The sequence below is a fragment of the Streptomyces sp. NPDC111744 genome (assembly GCF_055634995.1).
The window spans coordinates 1-14,280 of the sequence record NZ_JBVKCG010000004.1 but is presented as its reverse complement, the minus strand read 5'-3'; the positions used below and the strand labels follow the sequence as shown (position 1 = coordinate 14,280).

Sequence of the window (14,280 nt, the reverse complement as noted above, 5' to 3'; positions counted from 1 at the left end):
TAGTGCACTGCGCCACTGACAGTCACTTCAAACGCGGGGTCGGTGAAGCGCCCCGTCAGACCTCACGCCGGGGCCATCAACAGCGGACGCGCCCGCTCCCGCAGCTCCACCACCCTCGGCTCGTCCCCGTAGGGCTCCAGGCGATGCAGCAGGTCCTTCACGTACTCGGTCGTCCGGGCCGACGAGATCCGCCCGGCCACCTCCACCGCCCGCACCCCCTGCTCGCACGCCGCGTCGAGGTTCCCCGACTCCAGTTCGGCAACGGCGGACACGACCAGCCGCAGCCCGTGCGACCGTACGAACTCCTCCGTCGGCTTGGACAGCGCCTGCTCCGTGAACCGCCGCACCTGCCGTGGCGCCTTCAGGTCCCGGTAGCACTCGGCGGCGTCGGCGGCGAACCGGTCGTATCCGTAGAAACCGAGCCAGGAGGGATCGTTGTCCCCCTCGCGCGCCCGCTCCAGCCACCCCTCCGCGGCCTTCAGCGCGGCCCCCGCCGCCTGTGCGTCACTCGCACGCGCGTGTGCCCGTGCCTCGACCAGCCGGAAGAAGCTCATGGTGCGCGCGGTGGCCAGCCCCCGGTTGCGTTCGACGGCCGCCTGCGCGAGGTCGACGCCCTCGTCGCCGAACCCGCGGTACGTCGCCTGCAACGACATCGATGCCAGGACGTACCCGCCGAGCGGCACATCGGCCGCCGCGCGGGCGAGCCGCAGCGCCTGGATGTAGTACCGCTGCGCGGCCTCCTGCTGTCCCGTGTCGAAGGCCATCCACCCGGCCAGCCGCGTCAGTTCGGCGCTCGCCCCGAACAGCGCCCGCCCGACCTCGTCGGAGTACGCGCCGAGCAGCAGCGGTGCCGCCTCCACTCGTAAGCACTCCGGCACCATCGACGAACGCCAGTCGCCGCCACCGTACTTGGAGTCCCAGCGCCGGGCGTCCTCGGCGGCCTCCCGCAGCTTCTGCACATCGCTGTGGCCGACTCTGAGCGGTGCGCCGGAGGCCTCGGCGGTGTTCGCCTCGCGCGCGACCGAACTGTCGGCGGGGGTTATCAGCCAGCGCGAGGCGGGCGTTGCGTACGCGCTTACTGCGAACGATCCCGCCAGCGACTGCCAGATGCCGCCGGAGCCGGCCCGGCGGCCGGCGAGGTCGAGGCGGTACAGATCGGTGGCCGAGCGCACCGCCTGTCCTACGTCCCTGGGAAAGGCGAGGCCCACTTCGGGCGCGGGATCCGCGTCCGCCAGGCCGATCTCGTGGAGCGGCACCGGGCGGCCGAGCTTCTGGCCGATCGCGGCGGCGATGAGATGCGGCGCGGCGCCCTGCGGCACCATGCCCTTCGACACCCAGCGCGCCACCGACGTCTTGTCGTAGCGAAGAGTCAACCCGCGTTGAGCGCCAAGATCGTTGACGCGTCGCGCGAGTCCTGCGTTGCTGATTCCCGCGAGGGCGAGAACGGTGCCGAGTTTTTCGTTCGGCCCGCGTTGCTCCCTGGACATGCGCCACCCCTCGACACAGACGGCTGCCGCAGTGGCATAACCACGCGGCATTCGTAAACCCAGCGTAGTTCGCCGCATCCCAAGCGTTAAGGGGCATTGTTCCGGATGGCGGGATTGTGGTCCGTACGCGAGTGCGGCCCGTATACGCACCGTGCGCGGCCTGTCGTGTCGTGCCCCCGCCGTGTGGTCGTGCGCCCGTCCGTGCGCTCTTCTCCGGCCATCGGGGGAGCGGTTCCATGGTCTGTGCGTGGGTCGGCCCGCTGTACTGGATCCAGTGGGCTGGGGGACACCGCCACCTCAATCCCCGCGGGTGGCGGACCGGTCCGGGAGGCGATGCCCGCCTCCCGGACTGTGCGCGTTCGAGCACACGCGCGTGGCGGTGCGCAAAGCATGTACGGAGCGTGCGCACCGCCACGCCGACCTCGCCGAATTGGCCGAAAATCGACCCCGCCTTCTGTGGGTGATCAACGCTCCTACCATGGGAATTGAGGGCGCGAAGGGCGTTCTGGGGGAGCGTACAGGGGGCGCATTCGCGTCGCAGTCACCCGGTGCCGTACGGCGGTTGGCTTCTGCTGCGGCTCTTCCATGGCGCGCGGGTGCACCCGGTCCTGCGGCAACTCCCGCAAGTCTTCCGGGGATCAAAGGCGGCCCCACCGCCCCTCCGGAGCGCGTCCTTCATGGCAGCATGGGGATCCAGTTCGTACCGTGCATGGTTGTCCACAGCCTGTGGAGGCGTCGATGCGGTGGTTGGTGGGATGGAGCAGCACCGCCTCCGGTGCCGCCACGACCGGCTCCGCCGGCGCCATGGGATACGACGGCGAGACCGTCCACCCCGTCGGCTCCCAGCTGTTGTGGGGCGACCCGGACCCGCTCTGGGCCGTCGGCGACTGGCGGCCCGACGAGGTACGCGTCATCAGGGCCGACGCCCAGAACCGCATCGCCGTCCTCGGCACCTGCGGCGCCACCGACGAGGAGCTGCGCCTCGGCCTCTTCACGGCGCGCGGGGGCGCACTCCGGCATCTGACCGCCTGGCCCGGCAGCTACACCGCCGTCGTCCAGGTCGGCCGCCGGGTCACCGTCTGCGGCGACCTCGCGGGCGCCCGCCCGGTCTTCCACACCCCCTGGGCAGGCGGTACGGCCTACGCCACGGCCGCGCTGCCGCTCGCCGACCTGATCGAGGCGAACCTCGACTACGGCCACCTCGCCGCGCTCCTGGCCGCCCCCGAGGTACCGGCCGCGGTCCACGACTCGACCCCGTACGAGGGCGTACGGCGCATTCCGCCGGGGCATGCGCTGATCCTGCGCACCGGGGCGCGCGAGATCGCCGGCTACGAGCAGGTCGCCTCGCTCGCGGTCGCGGCCCCCTCCGCCGACCCGGACCGTGCGGTGGACGCCGTACGGGACGCGCTCGTAGAAGCCGTACGCGCGCGGCTGTCGGCGCCCCGGCACGTCCCGGACATCGACCCGGGTCCGGTGCCCGGCATGGGCCCCGCCGAGCGGCGCGCGGCGCGCGGGATGCCGGTCCCGGGCATCGGCGCCGACCTGTCCGGCGGCCCGGCCTCCGGCACCCTGGCCCTGCTGGCCGCAGGCCTGCCCGGCATGCCCGGCACCGTCCTGGGCCACGGCACGGGCGCCGGCGAGCGTCTCCTCGCGGTCACCTTCAACGACCTCACGGTGGGCGGCCGCGAGGCGGAACTGAAACGCGCGGGAACCCTGGCGGCCAACCCGCGGCTGCACCACGTGGTGGTGGCGGGCGGCGAGGACATGCTGCCGTACGCCGACCTGGAGGGCCCGCTGACCGACGAACCGGGGCCGTCCCTCGTCCAGGCCGCCAGACACCGCGCCCGCCTGGCCGCCGGCAGCGCCGACCACTTCACCGGCTACGGCGCCCGCCAGGTCCTGGACGCGCACCCCGCGCGCCTCGCCGACCTGCTGATGGACCGCAAGCGCCGGCACCTCGTCCGCCCGGTCGCCGCGCTCGCCAGGGCCGACGGCTCGGTGATGGTCTCCGCGCGCGTGTACAGCGCGGCGCGCCGGCTGGCGCGAACGCCGTACAGCGCGGGCGTCGAGAACCTCGCCGAGCGCCTGCTGCGGCGCCGCTTCGACGAACCGGGAGGCGCGGTGGGCGCGTCCCTCGCCGCGCTCACCTGGGCGAGACCCGGCCCGGCGGCGCGCTGGCTGACGGGCGAGGCACTGGCTGAAGTATCGGTTCTGCTCCAGGGGGCGGCGAACCGCTCCGGGGTCGGCCCCGGCCAGCGTCCCGGAGACTATCGCGCGCGTGCGGTGCTGGCCCGCCACGCGGCCGACATCCGCGTCCTGGAACAGGCCGCGGAAATCCGCTCCCAGCGCCTGCACGCCCCCTTCCTCGACAACCAGGTGGTCCGCGCCTGCCGCGCCCTTCCCGAAGCGCTGCGCGTCCAGCCCGGGGCCCGCGCCGCCATCCTCCGTACGGTCCTGGAGGGCGCCGGCGTCGCCGACCTCCCGCCGGGCTGGGGCGCCCCCTCCCACGCCTCCTCCGCCGCCGCCACCCGCACGGGGCTGCGCGTGGCGGCCGACGACCTGATCGCCCTGTTCTCGACGCCGCTGCTGGCGCAGGCGGGCCTGGTGGAGGCGAGGGTGGTCCGCAAGGCGCTGCGCGCAGCGGCGGCGGGCGAACCTCTCCCCCTGGACGGTCTGGCCGACCTGGTCGCCCTGGAACTGTGGCTACGCCGCCTCCTGTCCCGCCGGGGCACCTGCTGGACGGGGACACCGGCACGCGCGCGTGCGGTCCCCGCGGGGATACGTCCGATGAGGGGGGCGCTGGCTTCGGGGGCGTGACCGACCCTCCGGGGCCCGCCGTTGTGCTGCCGGTCGGGTGGCGGAGTCGCAGGCGTTCGTGGCGCTGCTGCGGGCGCACATGACTCAGCACGAGGGGGACCTGGCCCAGGCGCGCGAGTTCTGCGAGGCCGCCCGCGCCGCGACGCTGGGCGGTACCCCGCCACCGCAGTTCATGGCGGGATTCCGCGCGGTCGAGGCCCTGACCGCGGCGATGGAGCACGGCCCGCGGCAGGGGCTGCCGATCGTGGCCGGGGGGCTGCGCGAGGCGATGGAGTCCCGGTGCGCCGAGGTGATCACGGCGGCGCTGGTGGACGTCGGCGCCGACCTGTTGGCCCGGCTCGGCGATCTGGCGGGCGCGGTACGGCTGTTCGCCGCCACCGACCACTGGCGGGCGGGCGGCGTGCGCCCCGAGCCGGAGGGCGCCCGCGCCGCGGAGATCGACGCGGCGGCCCGCGCGGTGCTGACCCCGGAGCGCTACGCGGCCGAGCGCTCGCTCGGTGCGTCCCTCACCGAGGAGGACGGCCTGCGCGAACTGAGCAGGACGCCGATGGACACCGGCACCCTTACCGGCAGGTGAACCTCGCGTCGGCCCAGTCGGCGAGCGCCACCGAGTCGAGACCGGTCTGCGGTTCGGCGACCAGCCGCACGGTCCGGTGCCCCGCGAGGTTCACATGGACGGGTACGGCGGCCTGGCCGCCCTCGACCGTCCCGGACCGCCACAGCCGCTCCCCGTCCGCGTAGACGGCGAAGGCGACCTTGCCGAGGCCGAGCGTCATGTCGTCGACGCCGACCATCGCGTCGTAGGCGGTGCACTCGCGGTTGAGGTCGATGGTGACGGAGGACCGGCCGTGCACGGTGACGCCGTTCGCGTACTGCTTGCCGGCGACCGTAACCCCGTACCGCTGCCACACCCAGCTGCTCTCGCCGAGCCGCATCTCGGGCCGGGTGCCGTCGCCGGTGATGCCGAAGCGCAGCTCGCTCCACTGGTAGACGACCGGGGCGGGCGGCGGAGTGGGTGTCGGGGTGGGGGTCGGCTTCGGGGTCGGGGTGGGCGTCGGAGTGGGGGTCGGCTTCGGCCTGGGGCTCGGGGTGGGCGTCGGAGTCGCGGTCGGGGTGGGTCTCGGGGTCGGCTCCGGGGCGAGGACGACCGGCTCGGGTTCCGGCTTCCTCTTCGGCGGGGCGGGGGCCGGTGTCCCGGGCTCGATGACCGGCGCGGACGGGGTGGGGCGGGCGACCTCCTTGGCCGGGTGGCTGTCGTTCACCAGGGCGAGGGCCAGCGCGGCGGCTGCCACCGCGAGCACTCCGGCCGCGATACCCGCCTTCACCGGCGCGCCCAGCCCCTCCGAGGCCGCGGCACCACCGGCACCGCCGCCCGCCCCGCCGGACGAACCACCCGCCGCGGCGGCCGCGCCCGCGGCCCCCACTCCGGCACCGCCGGCGACGATCCCGAGCGCCTTGGCGTACCCGGCGGCCCCGAACCAGCCGATGACCGCGACCGGTACGACGGCCGGGATACCGGCGGCGACCTCCTCGATCTGGGCCGCGGCCAGCCGGCACTTGGCGCACTCCTCCAGATGCTTGCGCAGCCCCCGCTCCGCGCGGATGCGCAGCTTGCGGCGGGCGTAGCCGCCGAGCTGGTCGGCGTAGCGGGCGCACTCCTCGTCGTCGATGAGGGAGGCGCTCACATGGGCCTGGAGGTAGGCCTGCTTCAGCCCCTCACGGGCTCGGCTGGCAAGGACACGCGTGCCGTTGGCGTCCAGCCCGAACAGGGTGGCCACCTCGCTCGGCGACTCGTCCTCGACCTCTGTGTGCCACAGCACGGCCTGCCAGCGCTCGGGCAGCGAACGGAACGCCTGCATCGCCATCGACTGCTCGGCAACGTGCATCGCGCGCACATCGGCACCGAGGTCCAATGTGTCATCGTCGGCGGCCTCGGAGGGGTGCGAGGCCTGCGCCGCGAACACCGCGAAGTCGCCGACCAGTTGCTCGCGCCGGGCCGACCTCACCCACTGCGCGGCGACCCGCCGTACGGAGGTGAGCAGATAGGCGCGCACGGCGTACTCGGGCCCGGCCCCACCGCGCACCGCCTGCAACATCCGGGCGAACACCTCGGCGGTCAGGTCGTCCGCGGTGTGCCCGTCCCGGCAGCAGGTCCGCGCATACCGCCGTACCGCGTCCGCGTGCCGCCGGTACAACTCCTCGTACGCCGAGTCGTCGCCGCTTCGCATCCGCTCGATCAACTGGCTGTCTGCGGGCGGCAGCTCCCGGGGCGGTGGCAGCAGACTCCCGCTCCGCTGTGCCGGAACGTTCCCTTCCGGCGGTTCGCCGACGGGCGGTACACCGGCCCGGCCGCCCTGACTGGGCACCTGCGGCCAGGTCGTTCCCTCGCCGGCGGACTCACCGGCGGGCTCGTCCCACCCGTCATCGCTCATCGCGGAACGCCCCAGATGCCTGCCCAACCCGACCGAATCACCGGGTCAGACTGCCACATTGGCTTTTGTTCAGGCCCCCGAGCGACGGACGTACCACTCGTCCGAGCGCACTTGTCGGTGCGGTGCGCTGATGATCACCCGGAAGGGGAAACATCGACGGGTGGGTCCACCCGCACCCGACCACGAAAGGCGCGCGGTCGGTGCGGGTGGTGATGACTCACAGTTCACGCCGGCCGGGAACGCAGCCCCTCCAGCAGGATGTCCAGCAACCGCGACGAAGCCGCAGCCTGCTGTGCCGGATCCGGCAGCGAGGGCGCCGCCGTGGCGATCACCAGCAGCACGTCGGACACCGAGACGCCCGCCCGCAACTCACCGGCCGTGCGGGCGCGTTCCACCAGCCGTCCGACGACCTCGAGCAGTGCGGCGGCTCCCGCGTCGTCCTCGGCGCCGGCCACCGGCTCCCGCTCCTCCGGAACCAGCCGCAACTCACCGGCACCCGGCTGCGTCCGCTGCTGCGGCACCCGAGCCTCCTCGGCCCCGGCCCCGGCCCCGGAACCGCCGACCTCCTCCGGCACCCCGACGCGCAGCACGTGCGGCGGCAGCAACCGGCCCGCCCCCGACGCCACCGAGGTCCGCAGGAAGCGCGACAGCGCCGACCACGGCTCGTCCTCCTGCCCGAGTGCGGACCGCGCCTGGTCTGTCAGCCGGGAGGTCTCCTCCTCGGCTATCCGCCGGACCAGCACGTCCTTGCTCGGGAAGCGCCGGTACACGGTGCCGACCCCGACCCGCGCCCGGCGCGCCACGTCCTCCATCGGCGCGCCGTAACCCAGCTCGCCGAAGACCTCGCGCGCCGCACGCAGTACGTGCTCCAGATTGCGCTGTGCGTCCACCCGCAGCGGCGTCGTACGCGGCCCGTCGCCGCGTCCGTTGCCCGTCGCCGGGCTCACCGTTGCGCCGCCCGTCGCGAGGGCGGAAGCCGATGACCAATGTGTGTCCTGAATATGCATCTGTGTTCCCCCGGTTAATGATGTCTCCCCCCGGAGACTCTCCCCGCACTGAAGGCCGGAGCGAGCGGAACCGCGGCCGATCCATGGACCGTCGGCCGGGCGGACCGCCCGTCGCGGACCGTTCGACCACATCCCCCACACCCCGTCGACACACGAACATAGTTGAGAGGCTGTCAATTCAGAAGGGGGACGTTCCGCACGGTGCGCCCCCCGATCGGAGTACGAGTCGCTTACCTCCCGATTCGTTGCCTTCGCTCCGCCTCGCCCGCCCCCGCTGACCTGGCCCCTTTCGTCCGGCCCCGGCCGCGCGCCCAGTGCCCCGCACAGCCGCCTGCCGGTCACACAAATTGCCGGGGCTGTGGACAAACAACAGTCACGGGTGCGTCATGGGATGGTGAAGGAACGTGCGCGCATTCTCGTTGTCGGCGGCGGCTACGTCGGGATGTACACGGCCCTGCGACTGCAACGCAGGCTGAAGCGGGAGCTCAGGCGAGGCGAGGTCGACATCACTGTCGTCACTCCCGATCCCTACATGACGTACCAGCCGTTCCTTCCCGAAGCGGCCGCGGGTTCGATTTCCCCTCGTCATGTCGTCGTACCCCTGCGCCGCGTTCTGGACCGGTGCCATGTCGTCATCGGCGAGGTGACGTCCATCGACCACGCCAAGCGCACCGCCGAACTCGCCACCCTCGCCACCGCCGAGGAGCGAAAAGGCGCCACCTTCCTCGAGTACGACGAACTCGTCCTCGCCCCCGGCTCGATCGCGCGCACGCTGCCCATTCCCGGTCTCGCCGAGCACGGCATCGGCTTCAAGACCGTCGAGGAGGCCATCGGCCTGCGCAACCACGTCATCGAGCAGATGGACATCGCCTCCTCCACGCGCGACCCCGCGATCCGCGACGCGGCCCTCACCTTCGTCTTCGTCGGCGGCGGCTACGCGGGCGTGGAGGCCCTCGGCGAACTGGAGGACATGGCCCGCTACGCCACGCGGTACTACCACAACGTCCAGCCCGAGGACATGAAGTGGATCCTCGTCGAGGCCACCGACCGGATCCTCCCGGAGGTCGGCCCCGAGATGGGCCGCTACACCGTCACCGAACTGCGCCGCCGCAACATCCAGGTGCTGCTCGACACCCGCCTGGAATCCTGCGCCGACCGCATCGCCGTCCTCAGCGACGGCCAGCGCTTTCCCGCTCGTACGCTCGTGTGGACGGCCGGCGTCAAACCGCACCCCGTGCTCGCCGCCACCGACCTTCCGCTCACCCCGCGCGGGCGGCTGAAATGCACCGCCGAGCTGACCGTCGACGGCGTCGATCACGCTTGGGCCGCGGGCGACGCCGCCGCCGTTCCCGACGTCACCGCCGCCGAACCCGGCACCGAGACCGCCCCCAACGCACAGCACGCGGTCCGTCAGGCCAGGGTTCTCGGCGACAACATCGTCCACGCGCTGCGCGGCGAACCCCTCGACACCTACGCCCACGCCTACGTCGGCTCAGTCGCCTCCCTCGGACTGCACAAGGGTGTCGCCCAGGCCTACGGGCGCAGGCTGAAGGGCTACCCTGCCTGGTTCATGCACCGCGTCTACCACCTGAGCAGGGTGCCCACCTTCAACCGCAAGGCCCGTGTGCTCGCCGAATGGACCCTCTCCGGACTCTTCAAACGGGAGATCGTCTCGCTCGGATCACTCGAACATCCCCGAGCGGAGTTCGAACTCGCGGCCGGTGGAAAGCCTCCTCAGAGTCCCTCCGACGACTCGAACGGGTCGTCCTGACGGAACTCAGGAACTCCACGGCCCGCCCCGGCGTCTGACGAATGTCGCCGCCGACGGCCACCCTGCCAGACTGCCCCCCGACCGAGCACAAGGCTTCTCCCCAGAACTGCACCGGGGGACTTCCCCCGGCTCCCGGCCGCTCCCGTAGCCGGCCGGAGACGACGACACGAGGCAAGGATTCGTGAACTTCACGCGCTGGAGCGCCCGGCTCCCCGGAACGCAGCGCCGCGCCGCAGCGCGGACCGATCACGCGGTCCCCCCGGACCGACGGGGGGAAGGCTCCGTGCCCGCTGCCCGCGTCGAACAACTGACCGACGACTCGTCCTGTGTGCCCGCCGTCGACGAGTTGCCCGCCCGTGACGTCCTGGACCACGTCCCGGCCCTGGTAGCCCTCGTCCACGGCTCCGACCACCGCCTCGCGTACGTCAACGACGCCTATACGACGGCCTTCGGCGTACGACCCGCGGGCGCCCCCGCCCGCGAGGCCCTGCCCGAACTCGCCGAACTCGGCCTCCTCCCCCTCCTCGACCAGGTCCTGCGCAGCGGCAAGCCCCGCACGTTGAAGTCACGCAAGGCGCTCGACGGCCGCACCTACACGTTCACCTGCACACCCGTCGCCGAGAACGGCGACCACGACGGCGGCGTCCTCCTCTTCGCCACCGACGTCACCGACCACGCCGAGGCGGCCGAGCGCCTGCGCGCCAGCGAGCGCAGCCAGCGCGAGACGGCCGTGACCCTCCAGCGCAGCCTCCTCCCGCAGGAACTGGAACAACCGGACGATCTCCGAATCGCCGCCACCTACCAGCCCGGCGGCACCGAGGCCGCGGTCGGCGGCGACTGGTACGACGTCATCACCCTCGGCGGCGGCCGCACCGCCCTCGTCATCGGCGACGTGATGGGCCGGGGCGTCCGCGCGGCGGCCGTCATGGGCCAGCTCCGTACGGCGGTCCGCGCCTACGCCCGCCTGGACCTCCCCCCGCACGAGGTCCTCCAGCTCCTCGACGGTCTCGCCACCGAGATCGACGCCAACCAGATCGCCACCTGCGCCTACGCCGTCCACGACCCGAACGAGGGCCGGCTGGTGTACGCCTCGGCCGGCCATCTGCCGATCCTGGTCCGCGACGAGAACGGCACCGTGGTCCGCACCGACGAGCCGAACGGCCCCCCGCTCGGCACGGGCGGCTGGATCCACACGTCGGGCTCGGTACCGCTGGGCCCCGGCTCCACGGCCGTCCTCTATACGGACGGCCTGGTGGAACGCCGTAACGAGGACCTGGACGAGGGCATCGCGGCGCTCGAGCGCGCGCTGGCGGGAGCCACCGGCACTCCGCAGGTCGTCTGCGACCGCCTGGTCCGCTCGGCCGGCGTCACGGCCGACCACGACGACGATGTCGCCGTCCTGGTTCTCCAGCACCCGGCCCGCACGGGCCCGGACGGCGAGTTGTTCCGCAACGCGGCCCTGGAACTCCTCGGCGGCGTCGAAGCGGCGCCACGCGCGCGTGCGTTCGCCTCCGGCGTGCTCACCAGCTGGCGCTTCCCGGCCGAACTCCACGACCTGGGCGTCCTCGCCACGAGCGAGCTGGTCGCCAACTCCCTCCAGCACGGCACCCCACCCATGCGACTGCGGCTCCGCCGCACCGACCGCCGCCTGATCATCGAGGTGACCGACGGCGACGACCACCTGCCGAGGAGACGCCGCGCGGAACCTGGCGACGAGTCGGGCCGGGGTATCGCGATCGTGGCGACGATTGCTTCGGGGTGGGGGTCGAGAAGGACACCGGGGGGCGGGAAGGCGGTGTGGTGCGAGTTCGTGCTGCCGAAGGGGTAGGGGGTAGGGCCGGGTAGTACGTCGGCCGCGGGTGGTGGGGGCTGATCGCGCAGTTCCCCGCGCCCCTGAAGGGGCGCTGCACTCCCGCCGGCTATGTGGCTGCGGGCAGTCGTGCCGCTGGGGCGGCACGGGTGGGCGCTGGGGGTCCCCCCGCTGGGGGAGGCACCCCGCCAACGCGGGCGAGTGAACCCCCGCCCTCACCCCACCCCTACGCGGACACGGACTCCGCAGCAGCTCCACCCCTCGCCACGACCACGCTCTTCGAGGCGAGCCACGGCTGGTCCTGGACGGTGGTCAGCCGCTTTCCGAGCCGGACCGCCAGCACACTGATCCCCAGCGAGAACAGCAGGAACGTCACGACATACGGTGCATGCAGCGAGGCCCCCATCGGACCACCCACCGCCGGTCCGACCGCCAGCGCCAGCTGCTTGACCAGCGCGAACGCCGAGTTGTACTGCCCGGCCATCCCCGTGGGCGCAAGATCCGCCACCAGCGGAGCGACCGTCGGCGACAGCATCGCCTCACCCAGCCCGAACAGCGCGTACGTCGACACGAACGCGGCCGTCGCCATCTCCTGGCTGCCGTGTCCCAGCCCCGCGTATCCCGCCGCGACCCACGCCACGGCCCAGATCAGCCCGACCCCCGCGATCACCCGGGACCGCCGCCGACGCTCGACGAACTTGAGCACGGCGAACTGGGCGACCACGATCATCAGCGTGTTCGCGGCCAGCGCGGTCCCCAGCGCGGACGTCGATATCCCCGCCGCCTCGACGCCGTACGCGCTCAGCCCGGACTCGAACTGTCCGTAGCACGCGAAGAACAGCACAAAGCCCAGCACGCACAGCTGCACCATCGCCCGGTTCCCGAGCAACTGCTTCCAACCGCGCTTGGCGGCAGCGGCCGGAGCGCCCGCGATCCGCGGCGCGTGCGGCATCCGTACCGTCGACATCACCACGACCAGCAGCAGGAACATCGCCGCCTCGATCGCGAACAGGAGCGTGAAGGAGGAGACCCGGGTCGTGTCGACCAGATGGCCGCCGATGAGGCCACCGACACCCAGCCCCAGGTTCTGCAGGAAGAACTGCGTCGCGAACGCCCGCGACCGGGTCTCCGCCGTCGAGCAGTCCACGATCATCGTCGCCAGCGCCGGCTGCATCACCGCCTGCCCGGCCCCGAGCAGCGCGGACGCGGCCAGCACGGTCGCCGCATGGCCCGCCAGGCCCAGGCTCAGCGCCCCTATCGAGGCCATGACCAAGGCGGTGAGAAGGACCGGCAGCGGGCCGCCCCGCACGATCGCCCTGCCGGCGAACGGCAGCACGATCAGGGCGGCCACGGCGAAGACGGCGAGCACGAAGCCCGCTGTCATGGCACCGAGCCCTCGTACCTGCGCCACATAGACGTACAGGTAGGGGACGGTGAAGCCGAGCCCGAACGCGCTGAGTGCGTTCCCCACGTGGATCCGGCGCATCGCTGCGCCCATCGCCCTGGTCACGTTCACCTCTCTCAGGTCGCTAAGTCAGCGGACTGCTGAGGCCTGAAGACTTAGAAGCTAAAGTTCGAAGCTAAAGAGTACATGTCGAAGGACTTCAACGCCAAGCTCGTTCGTGCGATACTTCGGAGATGGCCGACACCCCCGGCGCCGGCGAGCCGACACTCGACGAGCAGATCGCCGCCTACCAGCGCGAATTCCAGGACCTCGACCCCCAGGTCGAGAAGGTCGTCTCGGCGCTGTCCCGGCTCAACCGCCGGATGAACGTCGCCTACGGCCGCCAGACCGCGGCCCTCGGCATCAGCAGCGCCGAGTGGGAGGTCCTCAAGGCCCTCGTCCTCTCCGGCGTGCCCTACCGCATGGGTCCCAGCGACCTCGCCAAGCGGCTCGGTCTCACTCCGGCCGCGATGACCCACCGCATCGACCGGATGGTCGCCGAAGGTCTCGTCACCCGGGAGCGGGACGAGTCCAACCGCGTACGGGTGATTGTCGAGCTGACCACCGAGGGCCGCGAGAAATGGCTGGAGGCCATGCGCCTCGCCTCCGTCTTCGAGGAGGATCTCCTCCAGGACCTCTCCTCGGGGGAGCGCGCCGTGCTCGGCGAGGTCCTCACCAGGCTGCTGCGCCGCGTGGAGCACGCCCAGCCCGACGCCGGCGGCCGGCTCACCGACCTGGACTGACGCAGGTCACGGGGAGGCTGCGAAAAGATCTTGACAGGGGTCACTTGACACCCCCCTGTCCGACCCGTACAGTTCTTCGGGTTGCCGCGGAGCCGTAACGGTTCTGCGACAGCACCTCCGCCGCACGAGCGGCACCTCAAACCATCAGTACGATCTCCCGACGGGATTGATTTCGGCGCGCCCGAATTCAATTCGCTTTCGGGTCTCTGTGCTGTCCGGCCGAACCGCAAGGCCCGATTGGGCATCGCGGAACGGATCCGCTAAGGTTTGAGACGTCGGAACGGCCCAACAGTTGTGAAGACAACCCCCTCTGACGGGGAATCAGACGCCGAAAGGATCTGATAGAGTCGGAACCGCCGGAAAGGGAAACGCGAGAGCGGGAACCTGGAAAGCACCGAGGAAATCGGATCGGAAAACGGTCTGGTAGAGTCGGAAACGCAAGACCGAAGGGAAGCCCGGAGGAAAGCCCGAGAGGGTGAGTACAAAGGAAGCGACCGTTCCTTGAGAACTCAACAGCGTGCCAAAAGTCAACGCCAGATATGTTGATACCCCGTCTCCGGTCATCATGACCGGGACGTGGTTCCTTTGAAGAAAAACACAGCGAGGACGCTGTGAACCATCGGATTATTCCTCTGATGGTTCCGCTCTCGTGTGTGTCATCCCGATTACGGGAGAACATTCACGGAGAGTTTGATCCTGGCTCAGGACGAACGCTGGCGGCGTGCTTAACACATGCAAGTCGAACGATGAACCACTTCGGTGGGGATTA

Annotated in this window: 9 protein-coding genes and 1 rRNA gene; 6 read left to right on the top strand and 4 right to left on the bottom strand. The window is 71.7% G+C overall.

Going from position 1 to position 14,280, the window contains the following annotated elements; genetic code table 11:
- Window positions 1-62: 62 nt before the first annotated feature.
- Window positions 63-1,487, bottom strand: coding sequence for an MFS transporter (locus ACZ7OO_RS10175; protein ID WP_471503448.1), 1,425 nt, complete (start codon window positions 1,485-1,487; stop codon window positions 63-65).
- 738 nt (window positions 1,488-2,225) lie between these two features.
- Here ACZ7OO_RS10175 and ACZ7OO_RS10170 point away from each other — a divergent pair.
- Window positions 2,226-4,304, top strand: coding sequence for an asparagine synthase-related protein (locus ACZ7OO_RS10170; protein WP_471503446.1), 2,079 nt, complete (start codon window positions 2,226-2,228; stop codon window positions 4,302-4,304).
- A gap of 37 nt (window positions 4,305-4,341) precedes the next feature.
- Window positions 4,342-4,881, top strand: coding sequence for a hypothetical protein (locus tag ACZ7OO_RS10165; RefSeq protein WP_471503444.1), 540 nt, complete (start codon window positions 4,342-4,344; stop codon window positions 4,879-4,881).
- Here the strand turns inward: ACZ7OO_RS10165 and ACZ7OO_RS10160 are convergent.
- Together ACZ7OO_RS10160 and ACZ7OO_RS10155 are read right to left on the bottom strand one after the other, a co-directional pair.
- On the bottom strand, window positions 4,868-6,736 hold the full coding sequence (locus ACZ7OO_RS10160) for a sigma-70 family RNA polymerase sigma factor (protein WP_471503442.1): 1,869 nt from the start codon (window positions 6,734-6,736) through the stop codon (window positions 4,868-4,870). The two genes, ACZ7OO_RS10165 and ACZ7OO_RS10160, sit on opposite strands and share 14 nt — an antisense overlap.
- Window positions 6,737-6,960: 224 nt before the next feature.
- Complete coding sequence (locus tag ACZ7OO_RS10155) at window positions 6,961-7,743, bottom strand: TetR/AcrR family transcriptional regulator (RefSeq protein WP_471503440.1); 783 nt, start codon at window positions 7,741-7,743, stop codon at window positions 6,961-6,963.
- 391 nt (window positions 7,744-8,134) lie between these two features.
- Between ACZ7OO_RS10155 and ACZ7OO_RS10150 the strand changes: the two genes are divergently transcribed.
- Complete coding sequence (locus ACZ7OO_RS10150) at window positions 8,135-9,514, top strand: NAD(P)/FAD-dependent oxidoreductase (protein WP_471503438.1); 1,380 nt, start codon at window positions 8,135-8,137, stop codon at window positions 9,512-9,514.
- A gap of 181 nt (window positions 9,515-9,695) precedes the next feature.
- Window positions 9,696-11,342 carry an ATP-binding SpoIIE family protein phosphatase gene (locus tag ACZ7OO_RS10145; RefSeq protein ID WP_471503436.1) on the top strand — a complete coding sequence of 549 codons (1,647 nt, stop codon included), beginning with the start codon at window positions 9,696-9,698 and terminating at the stop codon, window positions 11,340-11,342.
- A 208-nt stretch (window positions 11,343-11,550) separates the two neighbouring features.
- Here ACZ7OO_RS10145 and ACZ7OO_RS10140 read toward each other — a convergent pair whose 3' ends face one another.
- A complete protein-coding gene (locus tag ACZ7OO_RS10140; protein ID WP_471504226.1) occupies window positions 11,551-12,810 on the bottom strand; it encodes an MFS transporter in 1,260 nt (419 codons plus the stop codon).
- Between the two features lie 152 nt (window positions 12,811-12,962).
- Here ACZ7OO_RS10140 and ACZ7OO_RS10135 point away from each other — a divergent pair, with 152 nt between their 5' ends.
- Complete coding sequence (locus tag ACZ7OO_RS10135; protein ID WP_471503434.1) at window positions 12,963-13,511, top strand: MarR family winged helix-turn-helix transcriptional regulator; 549 nt, start codon at window positions 12,963-12,965, stop codon at window positions 13,509-13,511.
- 678 nt (window positions 13,512-14,189) lie between these two features.
- Window positions 14,190-14,280, top strand: a 16S ribosomal RNA gene (locus ACZ7OO_RS10130); the annotation flags it as partial.

What these genes read in the sequence shown, in the direction of transcription:
- ACZ7OO_RS10175 (WP_471503448.1), bottom strand. Translation starts at nt 1,487, where the DNA reads ATGTCCAGGGAGCAACGCGGGCCGAACGAAAAACTCGGCACCGTTCTC.
- ACZ7OO_RS10170 (WP_471503446.1), top strand. Translation starts at nt 2,226, where the DNA reads ATGCGGTGGTTGGTGGGATGGAGCAGCACCGCCTCCGGTGCCGCCACG.
- ACZ7OO_RS10160 (WP_471503442.1), bottom strand. Translation starts at nt 6,736, where the DNA reads ATGAGCGATGACGGGTGGGACGAGCCCGCCGGTGAGTCCGCCGGCGAG.
- ACZ7OO_RS10155 (WP_471503440.1), bottom strand. Translation starts at nt 7,743, where the DNA reads ATGCATATTCAGGACACACATTGGTCATCGGCTTCCGCCCTCGCGACG.
- ACZ7OO_RS10150 (WP_471503438.1), top strand. Translation starts at nt 8,135, where the DNA reads ATGGTGAAGGAACGTGCGCGCATTCTCGTTGTCGGCGGCGGCTACGTC.
- ACZ7OO_RS10140 (WP_471504226.1), bottom strand. Translation starts at nt 12,810, where the DNA reads ATGCGCCGGATCCACGTGGGGAACGCACTCAGCGCGTTCGGGCTCGGC.
- ACZ7OO_RS10135 (WP_471503434.1), top strand. Translation starts at nt 12,963, where the DNA reads ATGGCCGACACCCCCGGCGCCGGCGAGCCGACACTCGACGAGCAGATC.